15 protein-coding genes and 7 pseudogenes are annotated in these 26,152 nt (G+C 67.8%); 9 read left to right on the plus strand and 13 right to left on the minus strand.

From position 1 onward, the window contains the following. Nucleotides 1-317 precede the first annotated feature (317 nt). Entirely contained in the window at nt 318-599 is a 282-nt protein-coding gene (locus tag OG395_RS09345; protein WP_327242460.1) for a hypothetical protein, read from the plus strand. A gap of 46 nt (nt 600-645) precedes the next feature. On the opposite strand, the pseudogene OG395_RS09350 reads toward OG395_RS09345, so the two are convergent. Next, nucleotides 646-893: pseudogene (locus OG395_RS09350) on the minus strand (FAD-binding protein); the annotation flags it as partial. Nucleotides 894-1,161: 268 nt separating this feature from the next. On the opposite strand from OG395_RS09350, the gene OG395_RS09355 reads away from it, so the two are divergent. Both OG395_RS09355 and OG395_RS09360 read left to right on the plus strand, forming a co-directional pair. Then, on the plus strand, nt 1,162-1,524 hold the full coding sequence (locus OG395_RS09355) for a DUF488 domain-containing protein (protein WP_327242461.1): 363 nt from the start codon (nt 1,162-1,164) through the stop codon (nt 1,522-1,524). A 146-nt stretch (nt 1,525-1,670) separates the two neighbouring features. Continuing rightward, nucleotides 1,671-2,078: an STAS domain-containing protein gene (locus OG395_RS09360; protein ID WP_327242462.1), complete on the plus strand. Its 408-nt coding sequence runs from the start codon at nt 1,671-1,673 to the stop codon at nt 2,076-2,078. On the opposite strand, the gene OG395_RS09365 is transcribed toward OG395_RS09360, so the two are convergent. The 3 genes and pseudogenes from OG395_RS09365 to OG395_RS09375 form a co-directional block, all read right to left on the minus strand. Next, nucleotides 2,025-2,396, minus strand: a complete 372-nt coding sequence (locus OG395_RS09365; RefSeq protein ID WP_327242463.1) for a carboxymuconolactone decarboxylase family protein — start codon at nt 2,394-2,396, stop codon at nt 2,025-2,027. The two genes, OG395_RS09360 and OG395_RS09365, sit on opposite strands and share 54 nt — an antisense overlap. Nucleotides 2,397-2,522: 126 nt before the next feature. After that, a complete protein-coding gene (locus tag OG395_RS09370; RefSeq protein WP_327242464.1) occupies nt 2,523-3,839 on the minus strand; it encodes a PP2C family protein-serine/threonine phosphatase in 1,317 nt (438 codons plus the stop codon). Between the two features lie 295 nt (nt 3,840-4,134). Next, a pseudogene (locus OG395_RS09375) lies at nt 4,135-5,076 on the minus strand (IS200/IS605 family accessory protein TnpB-related protein); the annotation flags it as partial. Nucleotides 5,077-5,230: 154 nt separating this feature from the next. On the opposite strand from OG395_RS09375, the pseudogene OG395_RS09380 reads away from it, so the two are divergent. Together OG395_RS09380 and OG395_RS09385 are read left to right on the plus strand one after the other, a co-directional pair. Continuing rightward, a pseudogene (locus OG395_RS09380) lies at nt 5,231-5,719 on the plus strand (transposase); the annotation flags it as partial. A 51-nt stretch (nt 5,720-5,770) separates the two neighbouring features. Further along, nucleotides 5,771-6,805, plus strand: a pseudogene (locus OG395_RS09385) (IS30 family transposase); the annotation flags it as partial. 54 nt (nt 6,806-6,859) lie between these two features. Here the strand turns inward: OG395_RS09385 and OG395_RS09390 are convergent. Next, complete coding sequence (locus tag OG395_RS09390) at nt 6,860-7,789, minus strand: transposase family protein (RefSeq protein WP_327241440.1); 930 nt, start codon at nt 7,787-7,789, stop codon at nt 6,860-6,862. A 221-nt stretch (nt 7,790-8,010) separates the two neighbouring features. Between OG395_RS09390 and OG395_RS09395 the strand changes: the two are divergent. Then, a pseudogene (locus OG395_RS09395) lies at nt 8,011-8,778 on the plus strand (IS256 family transposase); the annotation flags it as partial. A gap of 93 nt (nt 8,779-8,871) precedes the next feature. On the opposite strand, the pseudogene OG395_RS09400 reads toward OG395_RS09395, so the two are convergent. Further along, nucleotides 8,872-9,555, minus strand: a pseudogene (locus tag OG395_RS09400) (IS200/IS605 family accessory protein TnpB-related protein); the annotation flags it as partial. 162 nt (nt 9,556-9,717) lie between these two features. Here OG395_RS09400 and OG395_RS09405 point away from each other — a divergent pair. After that, a pseudogene (locus OG395_RS09405) lies at nt 9,718-9,926 on the plus strand (hypothetical protein); the annotation flags it as partial. A gap of 479 nt (nt 9,927-10,405) precedes the next feature. Here the strand turns inward: OG395_RS09405 and OG395_RS09410 are convergent. Next, nucleotides 10,406-11,287 (minus strand): alpha/beta fold hydrolase, encoded by an 882-nt coding sequence (locus OG395_RS09410; RefSeq protein ID WP_327242466.1) that lies wholly within the window; start codon nt 11,285-11,287, stop codon nt 10,406-10,408. A gap of 867 nt (nt 11,288-12,154) precedes the next feature. On the opposite strand from OG395_RS09410, the gene OG395_RS09415 reads away from it, so the two are divergent. After that, nucleotides 12,155-13,696, plus strand: coding sequence for a M28 family metallopeptidase (locus OG395_RS09415; RefSeq protein WP_327242467.1), 1,542 nt, complete (start codon nt 12,155-12,157; stop codon nt 13,694-13,696). 186 nt (nt 13,697-13,882) lie between these two features. Here the strand turns inward: OG395_RS09415 and OG395_RS09420 are convergent, their stop codons facing one another. From OG395_RS09420 to OG395_RS09430, 3 genes are read right to left on the minus strand one after another with little or no spacing between them, the layout of a single operon-like run. Continuing rightward, nucleotides 13,883-15,241 (minus strand): MFS transporter, encoded by a 1,359-nt coding sequence (locus OG395_RS09420; protein WP_327242468.1) that lies wholly within the window; start codon nt 15,239-15,241, stop codon nt 13,883-13,885. Next, nucleotides 15,238-16,875: an acyl-CoA synthetase gene (locus OG395_RS09425; protein WP_327242469.1), complete on the minus strand. Its 1,638-nt coding sequence runs from the start codon at nt 16,873-16,875 to the stop codon at nt 15,238-15,240. Before OG395_RS09425 ends, OG395_RS09420 begins: the two co-directional genes overlap by 4 nt. A gap of 49 nt (nt 16,876-16,924) precedes the next feature. Then, complete coding sequence (locus tag OG395_RS09430; RefSeq protein WP_327242470.1) at nt 16,925-17,722, minus strand: enoyl-CoA hydratase/isomerase family protein; 798 nt, start codon at nt 17,720-17,722, stop codon at nt 16,925-16,927. Nucleotides 17,723-17,902: 180 nt separating this feature from the next. On the opposite strand from OG395_RS09430, the gene OG395_RS09435 reads away from it, so the two are divergent. Further along, nucleotides 17,903-18,823 (plus strand): LysR family transcriptional regulator, encoded by a 921-nt coding sequence (locus OG395_RS09435; RefSeq protein ID WP_327242471.1) that lies wholly within the window; start codon nt 17,903-17,905, stop codon nt 18,821-18,823. A gap of 213 nt (nt 18,824-19,036) precedes the next feature. Here OG395_RS09435 and OG395_RS09440 read toward each other — a convergent pair whose 3' ends face one another. The 3 genes from OG395_RS09440 to OG395_RS09450 all read right to left on the minus strand — a co-directional run bounded on the left by OG395_RS09440 (nt 19,037) and on the right by OG395_RS09450 (nt 26,081). Further along, nucleotides 19,037-19,174: a helix-turn-helix domain-containing protein gene (locus OG395_RS09440; RefSeq protein ID WP_327249291.1), complete on the minus strand. Its 138-nt coding sequence runs from the start codon at nt 19,172-19,174 to the stop codon at nt 19,037-19,039. A 268-nt stretch (nt 19,175-19,442) separates the two neighbouring features. Beyond that, the gene (locus OG395_RS09445; RefSeq protein ID WP_327242472.1) at nt 19,443-19,808 is read right to left on the minus strand and encodes a hypothetical protein; all 366 of its coding nucleotides are present in this window, start codon (nt 19,806-19,808) and stop codon (nt 19,443-19,445) included. Nucleotides 19,809-19,937: 129 nt separating this feature from the next. Next, a complete protein-coding gene (locus tag OG395_RS09450) occupies nt 19,938-26,081 on the minus strand; it encodes an RHS repeat-associated core domain-containing protein (protein ID WP_327249292.1) in 6,144 nt (2,047 codons plus the stop codon). Nucleotides 26,082-26,152 lie beyond the last annotated feature (71 nt).

Consider the following 26,152-nt stretch of genomic DNA (forward strand, 5'->3'; position numbering starts at 1 on the left):
CGGGCCAAGTCTCGCTCGAAGACCACCAAGGAAGCCGTTTTCGCTGTTCAACTCAGGTGCGGATCGCGTACCACCAACAGACCAAGAATCTGCTCGTGTCCTACTCGCCGAAGAAGCTCGGATTCTTCTAAAGGCACGGGAAAGGGCGCCTGACCTGAGTTTTCGCCCGGCAGGCGCCCTTCAGTCGCCCCGATCAGCGCAAAGAGGCGTTATGCGCTGCAACTCCCGGTTTCTCCCGCAGGTATCCCACTCCTCACGTAGTTCCCCGCCCTGTTCCGGAATAGCCGGCCGTCCGACGCCACACCGAACCTCTCTATGTGCGCGACAAGCATGCGGACCAACTGCGTCGGGATCGTGACAGGCCACGTTGCGGTGGCTGCGCGTCGCTTGAGCTCCAGATGCGGTCCACGTCCGGGCAGAAGGGCGACGGCATCGAGCAAGCGAGCGATCTTCAAACTCAGTCTGATCAAGATTCTCGCCAAGCAGATCGACCTCTTGGCGGAGATCGCGAGCGACATTGCCGCGAGCCTGAGGACACCGCCAACGAAGATGATCTCTTCAGCATCAACGCCATGCTCGACTTCCGGCCCAACCTGTAACGGTGCCGACCCCGAAGTCTGGTAACGGAATTGTTCCGGCGACGGGTCACGATCCGACGGCCTCGGCGGCGGCGCGGCCGGCCTGGCGGCCGCTGAAGAGGCAGCCGCCAGGAATGTTCCTTCCAGGGCGTTGCAACCGTGGAGTCCCCCGCCGCCGAAGCCGGCCACTTCGCCGGCCGCGTGCAGGCCTTCGATCGGGGCGCCGTCGTCGCCCAGGGCGCGGGAGTCGAGGTCGGTCTGGATGCCGCCGAGGGTCTTGCGGGTCAGGATGTGCAGCTGGACGGCAATCAGCGGGCGACGCACCCTTCCATCTGTCGCTCCACTTCACCGCACCCCACAAGCCCTGGAAGGGGCACACCATGCTCCTCGTCAATGCGCCGCCCTGGACGGCGCCGCTCCCCACCGGGCGACGCTTCATGACCGACCCTGCGGAGCCCCGACGGGTTCGCGTCACCAATCCCCGATAAAGTGGGCGAGTCGGGAACGTCCGCTTCAAGCAAGGGTGCGGAGCCATCCACCCGCTCAAGGCCGAGGCAGCCGACCGATCTGGAAGGGCACCCTTATGGCCAAACAGATCACGTATCGCCGAGTTTACGAGCAAGCTGCGCCGAAGGACGGCAAGCGCGTGCCGGTCGACCGAGTCTGGCCCCGGGGCATGCGCAAGGAGGACGCGCATCCGGGCGAGTGGCTCCGTGATGTCGCCCCGTCCAGCGAACTGCGCAAGTGGTACGGCCATGAGCCCAGCCGCTTCACCGAGTTCCGTCGCCGCTACCTGGCAGAACTGCGCGACGCCGGGCATCACGAGGCAGCCGAGCATCTGCGTGACCTGGCAACACACAACAAGCACATGCTGCTGACCGCCACCAAGGATGCGGACCACATCCAGGCCGCTGTTCTCGCCGAGTGGCTGACCAAGAGCCGGTGACCATCACGCGGGACACCAGCGGTGACGGTCTTCGTCATCCGCGCCAACCGGTCCATGGCAGAACGCGATCGGGATGTGGGTTGATCGTCCAGGCCTCATCGTGCTGGCGGATCCTGCGCCGTCCAAAGAAGTGAAGAGGGATGGCCATGCGAACGAACATCGTCCGGCACGAGAGCATGATAGTGAGCTATGACGTGGTTGACAGCTGGACCGTTGTGGAGGTCGACGGTGATGTGGACGCCCATACCGCGCCCATGATCCGCGAAGCGGTGATCAAGCTTCTCGATGAGGGACACCGTCACTTCGTCCTGGACCTGGGCTTCGTCGCCTTCATGGATTCGATGGGGTTGGGCGTGATCGTGGCGATCACGAAACGCATCCGGGAACACGAGGGCTCGCTGCGTATCGCGTCCGTGTCGAGCCGGGTGCTCAGAATCTTCGACCTCAGCGGCATGCGCGAGAGCTACGAAATCTACCCCTCGGCGGCGGAAGCGGCGCAGTCAGTCCCCTCGCCCGGCAGCCTCGCGCACTGGCCGCATCCCACCTCGGACTGAGGAACGCGCGGCGTCACCGAGCCGGGTGTCCAGATGGCGGCCGACCCCGTGGTCGGCCGCGACCCAGATCGCTTCCATGATCTCCTGCGGGTCGGCGCCCTTGCGCTGGGCCAGGCGGGTGTGCCCCTGGATGCAGTACGGGCACTGGGTCACATGGGCGATGGCGACGGCGATCAGCTGCTTGGTCTTCTCCAGCAGCGCGCCCTCCGCGAAGACGGCACGGCTGAAGTTGTCGAACGCCTCGTTGATGGCCGGGGCGGGCTCGGCGCGTCGATGTCCGATCTCAGTTGTGGCCGGGTGGTACACGGCTTCCGTCATGGTGTTGCCTCCGTTTACGGCAGTAAGGCGAGGTCATGACAGTCCTGCACGACGATGTGCAGGGGTTGTCCGAGCAGCGCTTTGATGTCGGCCGGGAAAGCGGTGCTGGTGGCGGGCGCGTGTCTCTCACTGCGCCGGGCTGTCCGAGGGGGTGCGCAGGGCCAGCAGGGCCACGTCGTCGTCGAACACCTGCCCGCTTCGGCTGACCAGAGCGTCGCACAGCTCCTCCAGCGGTGCCGTGGCCAGGCGGGCGGCCCGTTCGGCCAGGTCACCCAGTCCGGTGTCGATGTCCTGGTCGCGGCGCTCGACCAGCCCATCGGTGAACAGCAGCAGCGTGCTGCCGGGCGGGAGGGGGTGGTCGTGGCTGAACCGCGAGACGGACGCGTCGATGCCCACCGGGATTCCGTGACGGGCGGGCGCCAGGTAGCGCGTGCTGCCATCCGCGCCGACCAGCAGCGGCGGCAGATGCCCGGCGTTGCTCCAGCCGAAGGTGTACCCCCCGCCCTCTGCACGGCCATGCTCGATGCGGCCGAGTACCAGGGTGGCTGTGGGCGGGTCGTCGAACATCGTCAGCGCGTGGTCCAGTTTTGACATGATCAGGTCGGGCGGCCCGCATCGGTCGAGGGCGATCGCCCGCAGCATGTTGCGGATCTGTCCCATCAGCGGGGCGGCCTCCACGTCATGACCGGTCACGTCACCCACCACGACGCAGGTGGCGCCATCGGGCAGGACCATGGCGTCGTACCAGTCCCCGCCCAGCCTCGGCAGTTCGGACGCGGGTTCATAGCGGGCCGCGGCCTCGAGTGGCGAAAGGTCGGGAAGGACAGGCAGCATGCGGCGCTGAAAGTGCTCGGCGGCGCGTTTGAGCTGTTGATACAGGTGGGCATTTTCGAGGCTGACGCCCGCGGCACTGGCCAACGCCGTCAGCAGGCCCTCGTCATCGTCATCGAAGGGCGTGCCATCCAGCTTGTCGGCGACATAGAGGTCGCCGTAGACCGTGCCGCGCACCACGAGCGGAACGCCCAACAGGGTCCGCATGACCGGATGCCGGGGCGGGAAGCCGACCGAACGAGGGTGCGCGGCCACATCCGCCACCCGCAACGGTTCCCGGTCGTCCACCATCGTGTGCAGCAGCCCATGGCCCTGCGGCAGGCCCAGGGCAGCGCACAGGTGCGGATCGTCGACGCCCACGGTGATCAGGTCGATGACCTTGCCGCTCTCCGAGAGCACCCCCAGTGCCCCATAGCGCGCGGCAACCAGGTCGGTGGCCGCCTCCACGATGCGGTGCAGCACGGTGCGGGTGTCCATGTCGGCGCTGACCGCCCCGACCGCGCCCAGCAGGCGCCGCAGTCGGTCCCGGTCCAGAGCACGCTGCGGCGGCCGCACGGCCACGCCGTCCCGGGCCTGGCCCCGCCCCCGCTTCTGCCACGGGCTGTGCGCCATGGTGCTTCCTCCCGGCGCCGTCAGGGCGCCGTCAGGGCGCCGTCATCGTGTCGCCCTGCCTTGTCACACTACGCGCTCACCCGACCGGGAGCAGGCCGAAGCGGCGCGCCGTCCCTGTGCCCGCCCCAGGAGGCCACTGTGTCCGGCTCCCGACGTGGACCCTGCACCGCGCCGTCCGCAGCGGGGCCGCGGGTTACAGGGAAGCGGAGGGGGTCCGCCGGCCACGGCAGTCGTGGCGGGTGTTCGTCAAGGACGGCCTGATCACCTGGTAGACGCAGGCGACCAACTACCGTTCCTAACCAGTGTGCGTAAGTGAGTCTTGGACCCACTGTTGCGTACTGGGCGCATCCCGAACGGTTTTGGATGCGCTGGGTTCCCGCGTTCGCTTCCCGCTCGGCGACGGTCCTCCAGGGGGCCGGTCCGTTGTGGGTGGGTGGGTTCCCTCACGCCCCCGGTGACCTGGTTCGGCCTGGACGGTCCGATGCCCCACACGATCACTCCGGTCGTGTGGGGGCGGTGCCGTCCGACGCCGGATCGGATGTCCAAGGGCGCGTCGACCGATCGCGATGCCCGCGGCATCGTGACGGGACATCTTTCGGTGGGGGGTGGCCAGCGGTTTCTGCCAGTGCTGGGCACCCCACAGGCTGGTGTAGGCGGGGTCGACCGCGACGATCGCAAGCCCGTGTTCGGCGGCCATGGAGACGAGCCGGGCCTTGAGCCTGCCGGTCGGGATGCCGGAGATGAGCTGCCGGAACCTTTTGCGGCGGCCGTGTTTTTCCCGGGTCTTCTCGGTGGTGAAGTCGAGGTCTTCGATGCCGATCGCGGCGACACCGACAGACTTGGCCCAGCTGATCAGGCGGGTCAGGGCGTGGCGGATCTGGGCGTCGCGGTGACCGGCCGAACCGGACAGGTCATAGGGGAAACGCCGCGGGTCACCGATCGGGTTGCCGTGCCGGTCGAGAAGGTAGGCGGCGAAGTGGTCGGCGTTGGTGTCGACGCCGACCATGCCCCCGGCGCGGGCGGTCTCCAACGGGATGGTCTTCACGGCGGGGCGTTGCCAGGATGCGGTGAGGTACCAGCGGCCACGGTCCACGTCGAGGTGGATGCGGTAGGCGACGGACCGGTTCGCTTCGATGCGGTCGGCCCACTCCCCACCCCGGTGCGCGAACGCGATGCGGGCACTGAGGGTGTACCGGCCGTGCCGGGCGTTGGCCAGGTGCGCGAGCGGGGGCAGGCGAGGGTGTTCACTTCTCTGTGTAAGGGGTGATCTTGCTGGGTCCCTGGTCGGGCCCCGTCTGACACCAGGAATGTGACACACAGTGAGTGACTTGATGAACGAGATCGTCCCGAACGCCGTGCCCCGTGAGGGCCAGGATGCCGCCGCGCGGCGCGTGGCGGGCGCGTTGTCGCCGGCCGCGATCGACAGGCTGCTGGCCGATGCCGAGGACGCCGGGGTCGGCATTGACGGCGAGGGCGGTCTGCTGCAGCAGATGATGAAGGCGGTCCTGGAGCGGGCCCTGCAGGTCGAAATGGCCGACCACCTCGGCTACGAGGCCGGTGACCCGGCGGGACGCGGCTCGGGCAACTCGCGCAACGGCCGGTATCCCAAGACCGTGACCACCACGGCGGGTCCGGTCACGGTGGACGTGCCCCGGGACCGCGCGGGTGCCTTCGATCCGGTCATCGTCCCCAAGGGCAAGCGGCGCCTGGCCCAGGTCGACGACATGATCCTGTCCCTGTACGCGCGGGGCATGACCACCCGCGACATCACCGCCCACCTGAAAGAGGTCTACGGCACCGACGCCTCACCGGCCCTGATCTCCCGGATCACCGACGTCGTCTCCGATGAGATAACTGCCTGGCAGAACAGGCCCGTTGACGAGGCTTGAATTCCATCGGTGGTTGCGAACGTCCGAGGGGAGATGGTTCGCATGCCTCGTGGAGGAGCCAATCGCATGCCGTCGTCGGCCAGACGGCGGTACTTCGAGCTGCGGCGCAAGGGCCTGAAGGGGGCAGCGGCCGCCCGCCAAGTGGGCGTATCGGTGAGCTGCGGGTCCAACTGGTTCATCGATGCTGGAAGCATGATTATTCCTGACCCTCCCATCTCGCCACGCTTCCTGACCCAGGACGACCGGATCGCCATCGCCGACGGCCTGCGCGCCGGGCGGAGCCCGGTCGTCATCGCCGCCGAGATCGGCAAGAGCGTTTCGACGGTCTACCGGGAGATCGGACGCGGCCGGAAGGAGAACGGGGAGTACGAACCCTGGTGGGCACACAACCAGGCGCTCCTGCGTCGCCAACGCCCCAAAGAAGAGAAACTCCGCGACCACGGACCCCTGCGCGCGGCAGTGCGCGAGAAGCTCGACGAGAAGTGGTCCCCGCAGCAGATTGCTCGACACCTCGCACGCGAGCACCCGAACAACCCTCGCATGCGGGCCTGTCCGGAGACGATCTACCGTGGCCTGTTCGCTGGCCTTCTGGGCAAGCGTGAGGGCCGACTGCGCACCGGACGCACCCGCCGCAAGCGGCAACGCCGTGGCGTCGTCTCACCCAACAAGATCAAGAACATGACGCTCGTCCATGACCGACCCGCCACGGTCAACGATCGTGAAACGCCCGGCGATTGGGAGGGAGACCTCATCATCGGACGCGCTCAGCGGTCCGCTATAGGCACCCTCGTCGACCGCACGACCCGCTTCGTTCGCCTGATCCACCTGCCGCACGGCTGGAAGGCCCAGCCGATGCGCGACGCCCTGGTCTCGCAGACCGCCGATCTGCCACCAGCGTTGCGGCGGACCCTGACCTGGGACCAGGGGCGCGAGCTCGTCCTCCATGAAGAGATAGAGGCCCTGTCCGGCTTCCGGATCTATTTCTGCGATCCTCATTCTCCCTGGCAGCGCGGCACCAACGAGAACATCAACGGGCTGCTGCGGCAGTACTTCCCTAAGGGCACCGACCTTACGGTGTCGTGCGCGACTGAGGTTGGGGCGTGTTGGCCTGGCGGGTTGGCTGATGGGTGATTACCGCTCTGCGGTGCGGTCGGAGACGAGGCCGGCGATGGCCAGATGGGTCTCGGTGTAGTACTCACGGCGGCCGAGGTACCGCTGGAGGGGCCTCCACTGCTTGTGCTCGGCGTTGGCGTGCTCGACGCATATCCGCTCCGAGGATTGCTTCTTGCGGGCCTCCTCCCAGACGGTCACCTCCGCGGCCGACGCGTCCTTGGCGGGCTTCTTCGGCGGCGCCTGGACCTGGCCGGGAAACCGTTTGGCCAGGCCCCGGTATCCGGCATCCACCTTGGCCTTGACCTGCGGGTACTGCTCGAAGAGGGCCTCGATCCCCTCGGTCTTGACCGCCGTCTGATCATGCATACGGCCCGGCCGGACCGCGCCGGTCCACAGAGTGCGGCCCTGTCCGTCGGTGATGACGGTGGCCTTCTTGGTGTTCTGCCGCATCTTGCCGGACACGAACGCACGCCGGCCGGGGCGGCGCGCCTTCGGACGCCGGACCCGAACCTCGGTGCCGTCCAGGCGCAGCTCAACACCCTTCGCGGTGGCGTAGGCGAAGACATCGGCCAGCGTGTGCAGACGCAGTCCCGCCTCGCCGGGGACCGCGAAGCCCCGCGCCGCCAGGAGCGGACGGATCTCATGGACGGCCCGCGTGACGGTGGAGCGGTCCACGCCGTAGAAGACGGCGAGGGCGGCGTGCGGAAGCTGGAACCGCAGGATCACCAGGGTCGCGATCACCCGGTCGGTGAAGACCAGTTGATGGCTGGGTCCGCCACCTTCGGCGCGCAGACGCTCATGGCCTCGGCGTTCGCCCAGCCGGGACTCTTCCCGCGCCATCCACGGGCTGGCCAACTCGGCGATGAGCGCCCCGAGTCGACGCCTCGAGATGCCCGTGCAGATACGATGCGAGAGAGCCGTACGGGCCAAGGATCGCTTCACAACCATCCCAACCCGTACGGCTCTCCTCACGTTCCCGACCAGCCGAAACCGCTGTCGTACACCACGCCGTTACGGTCCACTCCCTGCGCAACCTGACGGCCGTGGCCCGTCAGCTCAACGACCGCCCCCGAATGGTCCTGGGAGACCGTACTCCGTCCGAGGTCATGCAAGACTGGGGCATAGCATCACAATTTCCGTGATTCGCAATCACCGCTAGAAACCGCCAGGTCTACCCGATCCTCTACATCGACGCGTTGCGGGTGAAGGTCCGTGACGGCGGCATGGTCACCAGCAAGGCCGCTCACCTCGTGATCGGGGTCGATGTCGACGGCATCAAGAACGTTCTGGGGATCTGGCTGCAGGACAACGAGGGCGCGAAGTTCTGGCTGAACGTGCTCACCCAGCTGAAGAACCGGGGCCTCAAAGACGCCCTGATCGTGTGCTGTGACGGTCTGACGGGGCTGCCGGAGGCCATCAGCACGGTCTGGGACAAGGCCATCATCCAGACCTGCGTGACCCATCTGATCCGCTCGTCGATGAAATACGTCACCTACACCGACCGCAAGAAGGTCGCCGCCGCCCTCAAGCCGATCTACGGTGCGGCCATCGAGTCCGAGGCGTTGAGCGCCCTGGACCAGCTCCGGGACGAGTATGGCAAGAACTACCCTGGTCTGATAGCCAGTTGGGAACGCGCGTGGGAGGAGTTCATCCCCTTCCTCGCCTTCGACCGCGAGATACGCCGGGTGATCTACACCACCAACGCGATCGAGTCCCTGAACTACCAGCTGAGGAAAATCACCAAGAACCGCGGCCACTTCCCCAGCGACGAGGCCGCTATCAAGCTCCTCTACCTCGGCATCCGCCGCATCGGAGGCCGCCACATCGACGGCGACGGCCCCATCCCGCAAGGCCGCACCCGTGGCACCGGCACCCTCGGCTGGAAACGCGCCATGAACCACTTCATGCTCGCCTTCCCCGACCGCCTCCCCCTCTGACCCCACAAGATCACCAAAAGTAACCACCAACGGCATCCCGACCAGCAAACCCACACCACGACTTACACAAAGGAATTGACAACCTCGGGCAGTGATGCTGACCTCACCAGTGTCGGTGACGCGGATCGTCTCGTTCCCGAACCGCTTCCCCGACTCACCATCAGCAGCGATGAACCAGCGTCCCGCCTCCCACCGTTGCCGCCATTGGCCTTCGGTGAGCTGGGCCTCGGTGAGGTGGTGGCGGGTGTTGAGGAGACGCTTACCGCCCCGTACGACCCGGACCCGCCCGGCCTCCCAGTCGGCGACAGCCGCCGTGTGCCGCGCTTCCAGCATCGCAAGGCGGCGGGACTTGCGGAACCACTCGCCCTTGGAACGGTAGCCGCCCGCGGCCCGCCTCGTTCCGGGCTCCCCGAGCGGGAGGGACAGGCGGTGCCGCAACGTCCTGATCCCGGCCGCCAGCTTCTGGATGTGCGCCGCCTGGCAACGGCGCGCGAGCGCCCACTGACCGTGCGTGGCCTTCGTGATCGCCCCCGCGATCCGCGACGACGACACCCCGGTCAGCTCCCGCTTACGCGCCGCCCAGGTCTCCGCACCGTGCTCCAGACCATCCGCACAGCGGGCCTTGAGATCACCGGAAGCCAGCGCGCCTTGATGCGCACCGACAGCACGCAGCACCCTCTCGTCCTCGACGGTCAGGTGCCCCAGACGATCCCGGACCGCCACCCCGCAAGGCCCGGGCACCACGAAGGACACGGCCAACTTCCGCAGACCACCCACCACATCACCCCCTCCCCGGCCGGACACCTGCCACCAGACCCAACGAGCAGCAGCCACCAAGGTCACCCATTCGGCCCCAGAACCCCCGTTCCCACCCCCGCGAATGCACCGCCAGGACTCACTCCTGCTCACCACCACTCACTTCGACTCAGCAAACCGACAGCAGCTCACAACCCTTCGGCCGGGCCCGACCCCCCGGAGTACGAGCCGCGGGGCTGCCCGGCGCGTCGTTCTCCTGGTACACCTACTCGCCCACCCGAATCCGCCACCCGTATGTGCGCGGCCCGCTCCTGGAATTGTGGCGGCAGGCAAAGGCACAGCACGCGGAGCCGGTCGAGGCCTGGCAGTGGCTGACTGCGGATCCGGAGCGGTGCGCCACGAACGGCGAGGCCGAGGCTTCTTCTTCCCCATGCTCTCCATGATGGACATCCTTCCGGGGCAGAACCCCTGATCTCAGATGTCCGTCAAAGCGGATCAAGCCCACCGAACCCATCTGAACAGTCGGAGAACTCGAAGGCGCCCGCCAGGAGACGATCCATGCCCTTGACCTGTTCGGAACGATCAATTCACCCAGGGTCGGAGACCATCTCACTGAGTTGCACGACGAAGCACTGCCATACACCGGAGTGCTACTGCTATCGATCTTCGCGAACGTATCGCGCACGCGGTTGGATGAGCACTGGTCCCTCGCCGAGGAAAGCGAACGCAGCCAGACCTTCGCCAGCCCCGGCTGCCTCAAGCCGAACGGTAACCGGCCGGGCTACCGCAAGGTCCTGGAAAGAATCCACCGTCGGCGCCGACGCTGACATCACCGCGTGACGACGCAGCCTCGGCCTACGAGAGCGAGCACTCAGCGGGTGTGCGCGTCCAAGGCGTCGATGATCTCGCGCCAGAGTTCGCGGGGGCGGTCGTGTCCCATTCCTGGAAGCAGCAAGAGCCTCGCTCCGGGCACCAGGTCGGCGGTGCGCTTCCCGCCACTGGGGTCGATCAGCGTGTCATCCAGACCATGAATCACCAAGGTCGGTACTCGAAGCCTGCGGAGTGCGTCAGCGCGTGAGCCACCGAGGATCATTGCTCCGAGTTGCCGCCCGACTCCGGCTGGGTAGTAAGCGCGGTCGTAACTTTCGGCAGCCAGCTCACGAAGGAGTGCGGGGTTGCCATAACGCTTGGAAGACCACACCAGTTCGCTTTCCGCCGCTGCGATGTACCCCTCGCGATCTGGCGGCTTCGGGGTGAAGAGCACTGCTTGGGCCTCGGCGCTGGGCTGGCCATAGTCGGGCTCGCCGGTCGAGGACATCATCGACGTCAGGGTCAGCACTCGCGCCGGCCGGCTGATAGCCATCGTCTGGGCGATCATGCCGCCCATCGAGGATCCGACCACGTGAGCTCGTTCAATTCCGAGCGCGGTGAGCAACCCGAGGCCGTCGTCGGCCATGTCCTGCAGTGTGTAGGGCACCATCGAGAGGGCGGACGAGATATCTCCCGAGCTCACAGCGTTGATGAACCGGCCCATGCCGACGGGGTGATCGTCGAGCTTGGTGGACAGCCCGCAGTCGCGGTTGTCGTACCGGATCACGTAGCGTCCACGTTCTGCGAGTGCATGACAGAAGTTCTTGTGCCAGGCGATCATCTGGGCACTGAAGCCCATCACGAGCAGGACAGCCGGATCAGAGGGATCACCGAAAGTCTCGTACTCGATGGACACTGCGGGCGAGGCTTCAACCTTCGGCATGCTGGGAGTGTCCCAGCATCGCCCGTTTGAGCGCACCCGGTATTAGCAACGCCTTGGCCTGCCCGTTCCGCAGCGGCAGGTGCAATGCGAGAGGTGCTCCGGTTGGAAGAGCTGCTGTTCTCGTCGGCCCGGGACATCGCGGCGCTGTCGGTCGGCGTGAGCAATGAGGCGATACGGATCGAGGCCCAGTGCACGATAGCCGGGGCCGACCATGCTGGGTGCGGGGGCTGGTCGGAGCGGGTTCACAGCGCCTATCTGCGGTTCCCCGCTGACGTGTGCGGCGCCCGCAGCCCGCCGCTGACGGCGCGTCGGGAGCCGCGACACCCAGTCGCTCCGGAAAGCGGCCGACATCCACCTTCGACACGCCCTGGACTCCAGTGCCCCCGGCAAGCCTTACCCCGTCGCGCCGCCCAACACGCCCTCCCCCAAGACCTTAAGGGCCAGGGGGACCCCCTTCCGCATCGGCCAAAAGCCCTGGTAGATCTTCCCCAAGCTCTCAACTCCGTTCGAGCAGGGGAGACCCCATCCAAGGACTTCAGGCCGCCTTGCGATCGCGCACCGGACGACGCTCCCTCCGGGGCAAACATGGCCGGTCACGGCGCTAGTCAGCACCGGTGACTTCCAGTCAACTTCGGTTGGTTCAGAATCCGATCGGTGCGCTCGGCACCCGCGCACGGGTGGCGTCGGCGCGGAAGATTCCTGTCAACCCATTACCAAGCGTTTACTGAGCAGATACCTTTCTTCTTGCCGGTGACAGGGGGCGGAGCGATCCGGCCGTCCCTGCCTGCCCCGGAGTACCGCCGTACGTCGTTCGGCCGGTTTTCGGCCATTACGCCCATGTCTCATGGACCGCCGGAAGGAAGCGCTTTGAACGCTCGGAACCGCCGCACCACGGTAGCCGCCGTATCCGTCGCAGGGCTCATAGCGCCGCTGCTGCTGATCGGATCGGGCACCGCCTCCGCCCACAGCGACCCTGCCAAGGAGGCTGCCAAGCTCGCAAAGAAGCTCGTCAAGAAGAGCAACGCCGAGGATGCCTACGAGCATCTGAAGCAGTTCCAGCGGATCGCTGACAAGAACGGGAACACCCGGGTGGCCGGGTCGGAGGGGCACCGGCAGTCGGCCGAGTACGTCGAAGGCCTGCTGAGGAAGGCCGGGTACTCGGTGACCCGGAACGAGTTCGACTACCCGTTCACCGAGACGCTGGCGCAGAGCCTGCGGGTGGTGTCGCCGCAGCAGCAGGACGTTCCGTTGATCGCCATGACGTACTCCGCCAGCAGCCCGGTCGGCGGCATCACCGCCCCGGTCGCGGTGGTGCCGGTCAACGCCACCACCGGCTGCGAGCCGGAGGACTACACCCCCGGGACGTTCACGGGCAAGATCGCGCTGATCAAGCGCGGCGGCTGCACCTTTGCGCAGAAGCAGGAGACCGCCGCCGGTGCGGGCGCGGTCGGCGCGATCATCTACAACAACACCGAGGGCGCGCTCAACGGCACCCTGGGAGATCCGTCCGTCGCCAAGATCCCGGCCGGCGGCGTCACGCAGGCGGACGGCGAGGCGCTCGCAGCCAAGGCCGCCGCCGGCGCAGTGACCGTCAACCTGGAGATCCGCACCTTCGCGGAGACCCGGCACACCTACAACGTGATCGCCGAGACCAAGGGCGGCGACGCCGACAACGTGGTGATGTTCGGCGCCCACCTGGACTCGGTGGCGGCCGGCCCGGGCATCAATGACAACGGCTCCGGATCCGCCGGCATCCTCGACGTGGCCCTGAACCTTGCCCACCAGAACGTCAAGAACAAGGTGCGCTTCGCCTGGTGGTCGGCTGAGGAGTTCGGCCTGCTGGGCTCGGAGGCGTACGTCAACAGCCTCTCGGCGGCAGACCTTGCGAAGGTCAAGCTGTACCTGAACTTCGACATGATCGCCTCGCCGAACTACGCCCAGTTCGTCTACGACGGCGACGACTCCGACCAGGTCGGTGCCGGCCCCGGCCCGGAGGGCTCGGCGCAGCTGGAGCGGCAGATCACCGACTACCTGGACAGCCGGGGCACCCCGCACGAGGGCACCGACTTCACCGGCCGGTCGGACTACGGGCCGTTCATCGAGGTGGGCATCCCTTCGGGCGGCACCTTCACCGGCGCCGAGGGCATCAAGACGGCCGAGCAGGCAAAGGTGTACGGCGGTAAGGCCGGTGTCGCGTACGACGCCTGCTACCACGCCGCTTGCGACACCCTGAAAAACATCAACATGAAGGCGTTCGACGTCAACGTCGACGTCATCGCCAACGCGGTGGGCCAGTACGCCTGGGACACCAACCTTCTGAGCAAGCCGGTGGCGCCGCAGAACACCAAGGGTTCGGCGGGCAGCGGCGGTGGCCTGCACGAGGGCCACGACCACGAGGTCACCGAGTAACTCCCGGTACACACGGGAGGGGAGGGCCGGACTGTCCGGCCCTCCCCTTGGCCTTCAGCCGGCCGACTTCGAAACAGGAACGCTCCACGCCGATCACGAGATCACCGCGTACGGCGAAGACGAGGAACACACTGCGGTGGCCGGCCCGGAGCTCCGGGCCGGCCACCGCCGCTCGTCGGGACGGCGCTACTCCTCGTACACGGTGGTGCGTGTCAGCGGCAGGCGCAGCGTCTCCCGGAAGGAGAAGAGCACCACCAGAACGGACACCAGCGCCAGCCCCATCAGGTAGAAGCCGGGGGCCAGGGGAGTTCCGCCCAGGGAGACCAGACCGGTCGCGACGAAGGGGGCGGTGCCGCCGAAGAGAACGTACGCGGCGGTGTAGCCGATGGCCGAACCACTCGCCCGCAGCTGGCCGGGGAACATCTCGACCATCGCTGGCACATTGGAGGTGCCGATCACCGCGACCAGTACGGCAAGCACCATCGTGCCCGCGATCGCGCCCGTCAGCCCCTTACCGATCAGCCAGAAAGCGGGCAGGGTGGCCACGGTGAATCCGCCGCACGCGACGAGCAGCATCGGTTTGCGGCCGAACCGGTCACTGGCCGCGGCCATCACCGGGCAGGCCAGGCTGTACGCGAGCATGGCCACCATGCTGGTGAGCATGGCCTCCGACTTGGTGTACCCGACCTCTTCGGACATGTAGGCGATCATGTAGCTGCTCATCAGGTAGTACCCGACGGCGTTGGTGATGCTGTAGCCGAACAGGGTCAGTACCTGGCGGCGGCAAACCCGCCACGCCTCGCGCAGCGGCGCCTCCTGCACCACGTCGCCCTTCTCCAGGGCCCGGAAGACCGGGGTGTCCTGAATACGACTGCGAAGGTACAGGCCTATGAGACCGAGCGGCCCGGCGAGCAGGAACGGAATGCGCCAGCCCCAGCTGTTCAACGCCGCCTCGTCGAGCGACGAGGTGATCAGCAGGCCGGTCAACGCACCGGCGACGGAGGCGAATCCGACGGTGAGAGGCACCACGCTGGCATAGCGTGCCCGGCGGCCCTCGGGGGCGTACTCCATGATGAACGCCGAGGCCCCGGTGTACTCGCCGCCCGTGGAGAAGCCCTGCATGGCCCTCAGCAGGAAGAGCAGCACGGGGGCCGCGATGCCAAGCGTCGCGTAGCTGGGCAGCAGACCGATGAGCAGGGTCGAACCGCTCATGCACAGCACACTCAGCGCGAGCATGCGGTTGCGTCCGATGCGGTCGCCGTAGCGGCCGAAGAACGCTGCGCCGAGGGGGCGGGCGATGAAGCCGCCGGCGAAGACGGCCCAGGTGGCGAGGAGGGCCGCGGTCTTGTCGTACTGAGGGAAGAAGAGCCCGGCGATGGTCGCGGACATGATGGCGTACGCGCCCGAGTCGAACCACTCCACGAAGTTGCCGATGGCCGTCGCGGTGGCCACCTTGCGGCGCACGCCCGGGGTGTTGGCGGTCTCGGGGACCGCAGACGTCGCAGGCAGGGGAGGAGACACCGGGGCACCGCTGTCGGTCGTCATGTCCGTCCGTCCTTCCGGGGTGGCGCCGCGGCGTCGGGGCCGACGGGGCTGAGGTCACGGGCGCGAAGAGCGGCTCGCTGGATCTTTCCCGTGGCTGAGCGGGGAAGTTCTCCGACGAACTCGATCAGGCGCGGATAGGCGAAATGCGAGTGCGCGGCGCGGGCGAAGCGGGTGATGTCCCGCGCCAGGGCTTCGTCCGGTTCGTAACCGGAGCTGAGCTCGATCCAGGCCTTGACGGCCTGTCCGCGCACCGGGTCCGGGACGCCGACGACTCCGGCGTCGGCGACCGCGGGGTGACCGCGCAGCACGGCCTCCACCTCGTACGGCCCCACACGGTAGCCGGACGTCTTGATGACGTCGTCGGTTCGGCCGAGGAACCAGAAGTACCCGTCCTCGTCCATGACGGCCTGGTCCTTCGTGTGGTACCAGGTGCCGCCGAACGACTCGGCCGATGCTTCGGGACGGTTCCAGTAGCCCAGCGGGAACTGGGGGTTGGATCGTGCACGCAGGCAGATCTCGCCCGGCTGCCCGACCGGCGCCTCGTGGCCGTCGGCGTCCATCAACGCCACGTCCCAGCCGGGAAGCGGACGGCCCATCGAGCCGGGCTTGACCGGTACTCCGGGGAAGTTCCCGAGCAGCGGGTAGGACTCGGTGGACCCGTAGTAGTCCAGCAGGGTGACGTCGAACTGGGCACGGAACCACTCGATGAGATCAGGGGTGAGCGGCTCGTTCGAAGAACACACCACCCGCAGTGACTGGGGGTGACGACTGCCCGCATCCGGGACATCCTGCATCATCTTACGCAGGAAGGTCGGGTTGACCAGGGCCGTTGTGACCTTGTTACGGGACATGGCGGCCAGCAGCCCGACGGGGTCGAAGCCGCTGGCCGGCCGGTACACGAGGTGCACGGCGCCCGCGCGGAGGGGGCCCAACAGCTTGGCCATGGACCAGGCCCAGTCCCCGGCTCCGTAGAACACGTCGCCCGGTCGCAGATCGTGGCAGTGACGGAATTCGTTGTGCCCCAGCAGGGTCCGGTGGGCATGCACGATGCCCTTGGCGGCACCTGTGGTGCCCGAGGTGTAGAAGATCAGCGCCGGGTCGTCCGGGGCCGTGTCGGCCGTGATGTAAACCGGGGGCAGTGCACTGATCGCCGGGTCGTCGACGTTCACGACCGTGCCGCCGAAACCAGCGGCACGGTCGACGGCGGAGGTCTCGGTGACCAGAACGGCGGCACCGGAATCGGCCAGCCGGTAGCGGATGGGTTCGTCGGCCCACAGCAGCGACATCGTCACCAGGACGGCGCCGGTGCGCAGGACGCCGAGGTACGTCGCCGGGGTGTCGGGGCGCTGCGGGAGCAGCACGGCGACCCGGTCTCCCTTGCGTACGCCGAGCGCGTGCAGATGGGCGGCGACCTGCTGGGAGCGGTCCTGGATCTGCTGCCAGACGACCTCTTCGCGGTGACCGGTGTGGTCTTCGAAGACGAGCGCGAGCCGGTCGCCGGGATGACGGTCGGCGACATCGGCGGCCATGTTGTACCGGTCGGGGACGGTCCACCGGTGTTCTTCGACGAGACGGCGGTAGGCGTTCTCGCCGTCGGAGGCCGCGCCGGTATGCGGCGTGACGCTGGTGGTCATGGGGGTTCCTCTCCTGCGGATGAGAAGCGGGGACGCGGGTACGGCGGACTCAGCGGCGGCGGCCGGCCAGGAAACGGGCCATCTCGCGCTGGGGCTCACCCGTTGCATAGGCGGCGGTATGCACCTTCTTGGCCGCCTCGATCGCGTCGTCGAGGCCCGCGTCGTCCAGTTCGCGGAGCCGTCCCTTGGTGAGGGCGACCGCGCCGGGCGGGAGTGCGGCGAGCCGAGCCGCCTCGGCCAGCGCTTCCGCCTTGACCTCGTCCTGTGCGACGAGGCGGGTGAGGAGACCGAGCCGCTCAGCCTCGGTGCCGTCGACAAGGCGGCCGCCGAGCGCGAACTCGGCGGTCTTCGCCCGGCCGAGGATGCCCCGCATGGCCCAGATCCCGGTGATACTGGGGATGCCCGACAGCACCTCCGGCTGCCCCATCCGGACGGCGGCGTGGCCGATGCGGAAGTCGGCGAGCAGGGCGAACTGGAAACCCGAGCCCGCTGCCACACCGTTGACAGCAGCGACGACCGGCTTGTCCAAGCCGCGTACGGCGCGGAAGAGGCGGCCGAAGTCGTCGATCCATGCCTCGGCGGCCGCGTGGTCGTCGGGGTCGATCGCCGCGGTCTCGGCGAGGTCCTGACCGGCGCAGAACGCGCGCCCGGCGCCGGTGAGAACGACCGCGCGACAGCGCTCGTCGTCCCCCAGCGCGTCGAGCGCCGCGACAAGTCGGCTCCGCATCCCGCCGGTCCAGGCGTTGAGCTTGTCGGGACGGTTGAGAGTGACCTCGGCAACGTAGGCATCGGCGGCCGTGTCCGTCACCGGGTGGTGGGTGACGACGACGGTGCTGTTCTCGGGCATGACGGCATGCCTTTCTCGCGATGGGCAGGGGAAGAAGGCGGCGAGGCCGCCGGGGAGCCGGAGTTGCGGGCGGATGTCCGCGAGTCGGCTTCCCGTGAGCAGTCATGCAAACAGGGAGGGATGTGATCCGGCCAACACCAATTGGGACTGGCGGTGATATCGGAGCGATATGGTCCGCTCATGGAGCTCCGTCACCTGCGCTACTTCGCCGTCCTTGCCGAGGAACTGCATTTCGGCCGGGCGGCGGAACGTCTGCACATGGCCCAGCCGCCGCTGTCCCAGCGCATCCGCGACCTGGAGCGCGAACTCGGGATACGGCTGTTCGACCGGACGCGGCACCGCGTCCAGCTGACCGAGGCCGGGGCGCTGCTCCTGGAGCATGTGCGGCCGGTACTCGCAGGGGTGGACACCGCGCGCGAGGCAATGCGCAGGATTCGTCCCGGCGAGGCAGGTGTGCTGCGTGTCGGCGTACCGCCCGACACCGGCCCGACAGTGCTCCGGACCCTCACCGCCGGTTTTGCCGACCGGGTGCCCGATGTGCTGATCGACCTCCATGAACTCACCACCGACGAACAACTGGCCCGGCTGCGCGAAGGAGAGCTGGATGCCGGGGTGGTACGGCACCCGTCGGACACGGTGGGCCTGGAATCGGGACCTGTGGCGCGGCGCGAACTGGGCGTCGTATTGAGGGCGGACCATGCCGCGGCGGCGGGCGGCGGCTCAGTCCGGCTGAGAGATCTCGACGGGGCACCACTGGTCATCTTCCCGCGCGCGATGGCGCCGCGCCTCTACGACCACATGCTCACCATCTGCCGGGACGAGGGTTTCCTCCCCGGATCGATCAGGCACGCGCGCAATCCCAACTTCGTGCACGGGCTGGTGCTCGCGGGGCGCGGCATCCACCTCAACGAGGCCCCGGCGACACCGCTGATCGACGGGCTTGTGTGGCGGCCGCTGGAGAGGGGCACGCTCGCGTGGCTGACCTCGGTGGTGTGGGTGCCGAGCCGGCACAACGAGGCGATCGCCTCGTTCACCGAAGCAGTCTCGGAGAGCCTCGCCGAGGCCGGCCACCACATCGCGGACGCGGCCTCGGGCGGATAACACACCGCGACGGCTGCCCGGCCGGCGGGGGCTGGAGCCGCCACCGGACACGTGGCGGCAGACCGGGCAGCGGGCGCCCCCGTCGGCAGGTACCCGATCGCGTCTCCCGCCGGATCCCGTCGCTGTCGCTTCTCTCCAGGGGAGGAGCCGGCGTACGAGTGCGTCCGCCGCCCACCGCTCTCAGCGCGAGGCCGGACTACGGACACGGCGACGTCAGGCCGCGTGGTCGGTGAGCCGCTCGGGATCGAGGACGGTGATCCGTCTGCGGGCGAGGCAGACCAGGTGCTGATCGGCGAAGTCGCGCAGGACCTTTGTCGTGGTTTCCCGGGAGGTGCCCGCGAGGGCGGCGATCTGCTGGTGGTTCCGTTACGCCGCGACGCACGCCGGCCTCGGCACCGCGATCGTGGCGACGGTGCTTGGCCTTGTTCGCGAACCGCTTTTGCGCCATGGGCAGGGGTGGGGGCTTCCGGCGAGAGGTACAGGGCGATCGCCGGGGTGGTTCAGGGTGTGAATCCGGTTCTGACGCCTGGGTCCCGTCGGCGCTGAGTGATGGGGAGTAAGTGGCCGAATGCGCGATGCCGTCATGGTGGCGACGTACTCTGCGGCTCGCGTGCCGTATTCACGCGACGCTGCTCACGAGGAGGAAGGACGCAAGAGCAGCGCAGACAGACAGCATCGCGCTTACTGTCACCCCTGGCGATCGCCCGAGGAGCCTCGTGAGCGCCATGAACACGACGAGAGAAGAGACCGTGTAGAGCGCAACCCATGTCGTGCGGAATTCGGAACCGGTCAAGCCGCCGAGAATTGATCCGATCAAGGACCCGCCTACAAAAATGCTCGCCGAGATCCATCGGATCTCGAGCGGCTTGCGGGTGCGGTCTTGCGGATGATCCTGGCGGGACACGCGGTCGCGGACCTCCGCCGCAATAAGCAGAATTGCCGCCAAGAGCCAGGGCAATATGTAGATGAACGTAGGTGCCGGCATCTAAATCAATCCTTGGGTCGCTTCACTTGTATCGCCTGCGAAGATTCTCTGATGATTCGGTTTCACATATAGCTGTTCCCGGCCGGGGTGCGTACGTCCCGCGGCCGGGAACAGCATGGTCACGCCAAGCTATTGATGGCTAATGGAGATCCTCCCGTAGAGGTAGATCGTGATCTTGACGCCGCGATTCGGGAAGGACGAGTGAACGCGTTGAATGTTGACCGCTACCCAGGTGGCGACGCCCGCGAGAATTGCCATTGCGGCTGACAGGATACCGGCGCTTGCCACGCCGAACAGAGCTGCGGAAACACCCCACGCCGTGGCTCCTCCGATGATGTCCCAAGAGGCCTTCCAAGCGCGTGCCCTGCTCAGCTTAATGACGCACTTGCCCTGCCAGAACGAGCAACTCCTGGAATTCTTGTTGTACTTGGCCTGGACCTTCCGGCCGTCGAGGTCAAAGTTGTTGATCGGGTCGGCAGGGTAGGCGTAGGCGTTGGCCCCACCACCGTAGACGGGGTCGGTGGACAGGAAGCGTCCGGTGACCGGGTTGTAGAGGCGAACGCCCATCAGTGTGAGGCCGGTGAGGGTCTCGGTGGAGCGTTGCTTGGCGCCGAGCCAGCTGTAGCGGGTCGCGGCCTGGCCGGCACGGGGGTTGCCGTACTCGTCGGAGTCCAGCACGACGGGCGCCTTGCTGGTGTCCAGCGGGAGTTGGAGGGCGATGTCGCCGTGGATGGTGGTGAACTGGAGGACGGTGTCGCCGGTCTTGCTGGTGGTGGCGGCCGGGCCCCCGGTCCCCGAGGCGACAATGCGGGTCAGGGCGCCGGTGGTGGTGTCCTCGACGATCCAGCGGGGGTTGTCGCCGTCACCGGAGTAGTGGTTGAGCTTGGACGCGGTCTGGGTCCAGGTGCTGCCGCTGCCGGTCTCGACCTTCCAGGACCGGAAGCGCAGGGCAGCGTCGAGCTGCCAGGTCTGGCGCTTGCCGCCGGAGGTCTGCTGGTAGGCGAGGTCGTTGGCGTAGTAGCCGACAGTACTGCCGGGCAGGGAGGGTGTGCGGCCGAAAGCGTCGTAGATGTACCCGCTGTCGACGATGCGGTCGGCGCTGTCGTAGGTGTGGTTGGTGGTGGTGCCTCCTGTGGTGGGGCAGTCGAGGCCAGGGTCGCCGGCCGCAGTCGTGAGGGACTTGCGGTTGCTGCGCGCGTCGAAGGTGTAGGCGCGGCGCGTGCAGACCGTGTCCGTGGTGTCCTCGACCGTGGTGAGACGGCCGGTGGCGTCGTAGCGGTAGGTCTGGTCGGACCAGCCGGCGTGGCTGGTGACCTGGCCATGGATCGACTCGGTCACGGTGTCCGAGTAGACGACCGTGGCGTCACTGTCCCGCGTGTAGGTGCGGTCGGTGGCCGCACCGGTGGTGTCCTCGGTCTGCTTGACGGTGTACCCGCCCGGCAGCTTCTCGCTGGAGACGGAACCATCGGCGTCGTAGGTGGCCTGGAAGACACCGGCGACGGAGTCGGTGGTCTTCGTGGCCAGACCGCGCGGCTCGACGGTGTGGTCGTAGGTGTACGTGACGGCCGAAGGCGCGTTGTCGCTGACCTTGACCGGTCTGTTAAGCAGGTCGTACTCGGTCGTGGTCACACCGCCGTCGGCGTCGGTGTAGGAGATCTGGCGGCCGAGCTTGTCGTACGCCCGGGTGATCGTGCCGCCGGTCGGCGAGACCGTCTTGACCGCACGGCCTGTGACGGAGTCGTACTCGGTCGTGGACTCCGGCACGGCCTGACCGAGGCCGCCGGTGACGGTGACCTTGGCCTGCCGGCCGGCGCTGTCGTACGTGGTCGTCGTGGTGCGGGTGACGCCGCCCACCGTCTCGATGGCCTTGGCCGCGTTGCCCCACCAGTCGTACTCGGTGGTGGTCGTGGCCATCTGGGCCGGGTTCGAGCCGCCGCCGGTGATCGCGCCGCCAGGAGAAGTGGAGCAGACCTGGTCGGCCCATTCCGGGCGCCCGGCGCAGGCGCCGGTGCCGGTGGCGGACCAGTAGGTCGTCACCCGCGTGGCGGCGTCGGCGCCGGTGGCGCCGGGCAGCAGCTGCCGGGTGACGCGGCCCTGGTCGTCGTATTCGGTGGTCTCGGTGATCGCGAGACCCGCCGGGTCCTTGATCGCCTTCGTCGGCAGGCCCTTGGCCCAGTCGTAGACGGTCTGGGTGGTCCGGGCCTCGCCCAGGACGGTGGGGTGCTCACGCACCTGCGCGCCGGTCGTGGTCTTGGTGATCTGGTCCTTGACCTCGGCCGTGCCGTCGGTGGGCCGTCCGGCGTCGTACTCGTTGACCGTCCAGGTCCGCGCGGTGACCGAGGTGCCGGCCGGAACCAGGGTGGTGGTGCCGGACTTCAGGTCGGCGGTGAGGTCGATCCGGCGCAGCGGACCCAGCTCCTCCAGCTGCCGGGTTCCGGTGTCGTTGTAGACGGTCTTGGTGGCCAGCAGGTCGGCACGCTCAGCAGCAGTGCGCTGGGCAATGCCGAGGTCAGCCTGGGCGGCCTTGTCGTCGGCGGTGAGTCCGAGGGCAACGGCCCGGTTGGCGGCCGACAGTTCGCGGACGGTGTTGCCGAAGCGGTCGTACTCGGTGGTGGAGATGTGCCCGCCCGGGGTGGCCTTGTTGACCTCCCTACCCGACACACCCAGGTAACTGATGCTCGCCCGCTTGTAGTCGGCGGCGGTCAGCGCACTACCAGAGTTCGATGCGGGAACGGCGTCGGCGGGGAAGACCGCGGTCGCGTCCGTCGGGGTATCCAGCTGACCCCATGCCTTCACATCGGCAGCGACCTGCTTGTACGGGGCGGTACTGCCGGTCAGCGGCACGTCGTAGACGACCGAGGCCGTCGCGTTGCCTTCCTGGGCATCACTCGTGCCCTGCTTCAGACCCGAGCGGGACACCTTGAGCAGCATGCCGTCACCGGCGGTGGCGGCGTTGCCGGCCTTGCCGTACGTGAACGTCCACGGCAGCTCCGACTGCGATTCCAGCCAGGTCACTCGGCCCGAGGCGTCGTAGGAGTACTGGACCTGGGTGCTCTGGGGGAGGTGGGGGTTCCACTGCTGGCGGAGCCTGCCGGCGGCGTCGTAGCGGTAGGTCGAAACCGCCTTGGACGTGGCCGCTGCGGCTCCGGGCTCGGTGGACCACAGCCGGATCTCCTTGGTCTGCCCGGCGAAGTCGCCGAATTCAGCACCGGTCGTGTAGCCGGTCGCGGTCGTCGCGGTGGCGTAGACGAACTCCAGCGCCCGGCAACCCTTGGTGGACGGCGTCGCCGTGCACGTGGCGGCGCTCACGGCCGACGTGGGGGCGATCACCCGCTTCGGGCGCGCCAGCTTCTTGCCGTCCACGGTCACCGTCTCAGAGACCACGGTGGTGGTGGAGTTGGTGAGACCGTCCAGGAGGGTTGAGGACACCTGCCAGGTGGTGACCGCCGGATCGGGCCTGGTGAACTGGGTTACCGTGCCGTCGGTGTCGGTCAGAGTGAACGATCCGGTGATGCTGCCGGTGAGGGTCATCCTCTCCGCGCCCGGTTCCGGGATCCAGCCGGTCTTCGCCGCGTTGGCGGTGAAGTGGGTCTCCTCGCCCTCGTTGTCGACGACGGCCAAGGCGGTGTCGGAAATGCGGCGGATGTGAGAGTAGGCGGATGCCGTCAGTTCAGCGGAGGTGCCCGAGACCCACTCCTTGCCGAAGATCGGTGCCTGGCCCTGCTGCGTCGCCCCCCTGTCCGGCGTGCGCGAAGAGGCACTGCGGGAGACCGAGAGGCCGACCCCGGAGGCGTCGATGCCCGAGAGGGTGTAGTCACCGGTCAGCAGATTGACCGAACCCGCGCCGATCTCCTGCGTGGCGGCGCCGGAGGCGTTGCGGTCGACGACCACGGTCAGCGGCTGAGTGCTGCCCTTCGCAGAGTTGGGGCCGGTGAAGTCCGCCTTGATCTGGACCGTGCCGTCGGGATCAACGGTGTCGGTGGCATTCCACACCAGGGCCGCGTTCTTGCCTCCGGTCATCCCCACCGGCCAGGCGGTCAGTGGTGTGCCGCCTGAGGTCACCTGCCCGGCGGGGATGGTCACCCAGGGGTCGGCCTCGGAGCGACGCCAGGAGAAGGAGACCGCGTTGTACATCGTGCCGTCGGCCTCGGCGACGAGCGGGAGGCGGCGCGCGGTGCGCTCCCCCTCGTCAGGCTGCACAAAGCCGCCGGGGCCGGCGTGGAAGGTGTACTCGATGGGCTCGGACTTGTTGTCGGCCTTGTCGACCTGCCGTACCTGGAGGGTGTGGGTGCCATTCTTCGGCGGGGTGACACTGATGGCCTTGGCGGCGGTGGAGCCGCCGGTGGCCACCTTGGTCCAGGTCACGCCATCGAGTGACCACTCCAGCCAGTTGTGGTCGGTGCCGTTCGGCGTGACGGTGAAGGTGCCGGCCTGGCCCGCGCCCTTGACCCAGGCGGTGGCCGGGTAGTCCGTCGAGGTCATTCCCGTCGGCGCGACGGGCGAGGTGGTGTCGACCGTGAAGGTCTTCCACTCCGACCAGCCCGTGTTGTAGTGGGTGCCGTCGTACGGGCTGGTGCGGAACTTGTACGACTTACCATTGGCCAGCACCCCGGCCGGGACGGTCACGGAGGCGACCTGTCCGGAGTTCGTCCAGGGGGAGACGATGACGTTGCCGACCTGGGTGTTGGTCGCGGAGTCGAAGATCTGGAATGTGCCGTTGACCTTGTCACCATTGGGGTCGACGAAGGTGTCCCGCAGCGTGGGCGTGGTCGTGTTGACCACGTAGGCACCGCCGTAGGAGAAGAACGGCGGACCCGCCTCCTGCTTCGTGCCCGTGCGCGGCCGGTAGTTGTAGGTCACCACAAGTTTCGGCGGGTTCGACGCGGCGTTGGCGGAGTTGACCCGCTTCCACTGCCCCGTGACGTTCTCGTCAGAGGCGCGCAGACCCATGTGCGACTTGGCCGCCTTGGCCGACGCCCATTCCTGCACCATCGTGGTCACATTGGCGTTGATCCAGCCGTCCGGCTGCGCGGTGCACGAGGCATTACCCCGTGTCTCCGAGGAGGTGGCCTTTTTCGCGATCCACGCCGGCTGGTTGGGCGCGGCCCAGCGCGACGACGTCGAAGCGGCGCCGGTGGACCACACCTCCCACGGCTGCAAGGGACACGATGAACCGGTGTAGTTACCGGAGTGGAAGTTCCACAGCGACAACTTCGCGTCCATCACCAGCGCGTCGGCGATCGGGGCGGTGTTCCAGGTGATGAAGGAACGTGCGGTGCGGTACGTGGTGTCGGCGTTCTTGGTGCCCGGGTTGCCCAGGTCCAGCTCGACGTCGCTGGACCAGTCGACGGTCTCGCCCTGTTGGACGTAGGTGTCGAAGACGTTCGACAGCGCGGAGGTGGACGGGTCGACCGTCACCGGGTACTTCGTCGCCGGATCGGCGAGGAAACCGGCGTCCGGAGTGATGATGAGGTCCACGCCGCCCTTGGTCTTGACGGCCTTCATGGCGACCTTGACCCGGCGGGTGTGCTCGCCGGAGACCGGGTCGACCGTCGCGTCCCACATCACCGGGGCGGGCATGACCGCGGTCTTCTTGGATTTTTTGTCGGTGAACAGCACGCTTTCGTCGGTTTGCTGCTCGACCCTCAGTCCCTTGGTTCGCAGCGGCAGGGTGTAGGAGAAGCCGTCGGCCGGCCTCTCCTTGACCTCGACGAACTGCTCGAAGCCCGTACGGGTGGCCTCGACCACGACGTCGGCGCCGGGCACCGCGTTCACGTAGGTCGCGCGGGTACCGTCGAGCTGCGGCGCGGGCAGGCCGCCGCGCCACTGGAGGGTGATCTGCTCATCTTCCTGGCCGAGCGTGACCAGGTCGGTGGCAGGGGCGGCCTGAGCCGCTCGCATGGACCGTGCAGGCGTGCCGGTCTTGCCGGCCAGAGTCAGGCCCTGCGGGTGGGCCTTGGCGGCAATCGAGCCGTCCTGCTGGGCGGCGAGTGCGACATCGACATCGCGCCAGTCGCCCGTGGCCGGGTCGCGGAAACGCACCGGACCGGCTGACAGTTCGGTGGTCAGCGAGCCGTCCTTGTTGGCCCAAGTGGTCGACGTCTCGGTCCGCTCCGACAGCGCCTCCACCCGCTGTCCGGACAGACGGGCCGCTACGCGCGCCGAGGTGACGTCGGCCGTGGCGGTGACCGGCTGGGCGGCTGGCTTCTGCTGCACCTGGACAGCCGGGGCTGCGACGGCGGCTTCCGCCCCGTAGATCGTGGAGACGGACATCAGAAGGGCGACGGCGACCGCGGTGCCGCGCAGACCTCCGGACTGGTCGAGTCTTGACCGTCTGCGACGCC

The sequence above is a fragment of the Streptomyces sp. NBC_01320 genome (assembly GCF_035974375.1).
In the GTDB taxonomy this organism is placed as follows: Bacteria; Actinomycetota; Actinomycetes; order Streptomycetales; family Streptomycetaceae; genus Streptomyces; species Streptomyces yanii.

Bases quoted from the DNA above. Each gene is read 5' to 3' on its own strand.
- OG395_RS09435 (WP_327242471.1), top strand. From the start codon at position 17,903: ATGGAGCTCCGTCACCTGCGCTACTTCGCCGTCCTTGCCGAGGAACTG.
- OG395_RS09425 (WP_327242469.1), bottom strand. From the start codon at position 16,875: ATGACCACCAGCGTCACGCCGCATACCGGCGCGGCCTCCGACGGCGAG.
- OG395_RS09370 (WP_327242464.1), bottom strand. From the start codon at position 3,839: ATGGCGCACAGCCCGTGGCAGAAGCGGGGGCGGGGCCAGGCCCGGGAC.
- OG395_RS09430 (WP_327242470.1), bottom strand. From the start codon at position 17,722: ATGCCCGAGAACAGCACCGTCGTCGTCACCCACCACCCGGTGACGGAC.
- OG395_RS09450 (WP_327249292.1), bottom strand. From the start codon at position 26,081: ATGTCCGTCTCCACGATCTACGGGGCGGAAGCCGCCGTCGCAGCCCCG.
- OG395_RS09390 (WP_327241440.1), bottom strand. From the start codon at position 7,789: ATGGTTGTGAAGCGATCCTTGGCCCGTACGGCTCTCTCGCATCGTATC.
- OG395_RS09420 (WP_327242468.1), bottom strand. From the start codon at position 15,241: ATGACGACCGACAGCGGTGCCCCGGTGTCTCCTCCCCTGCCTGCGACG.
- OG395_RS09360 (WP_327242462.1), top strand. From the start codon at position 1,671: ATGCGAACGAACATCGTCCGGCACGAGAGCATGATAGTGAGCTATGAC.
- OG395_RS09445 (WP_327242472.1), bottom strand. From the start codon at position 19,808: ATGCCGGCACCTACGTTCATCTACATATTGCCCTGGCTCTTGGCGGCA.
- OG395_RS09410 (WP_327242466.1), bottom strand. From the start codon at position 11,287: ATGCCGAAGGTTGAAGCCTCGCCCGCAGTGTCCATCGAGTACGAGACT.
- OG395_RS09365 (WP_327242463.1), bottom strand. From the start codon at position 2,396: ATGACGGAAGCCGTGTACCACCCGGCCACAACTGAGATCGGACATCGA.
- OG395_RS09355 (WP_327242461.1), top strand. From the start codon at position 1,162: ATGGCCAAACAGATCACGTATCGCCGAGTTTACGAGCAAGCTGCGCCG.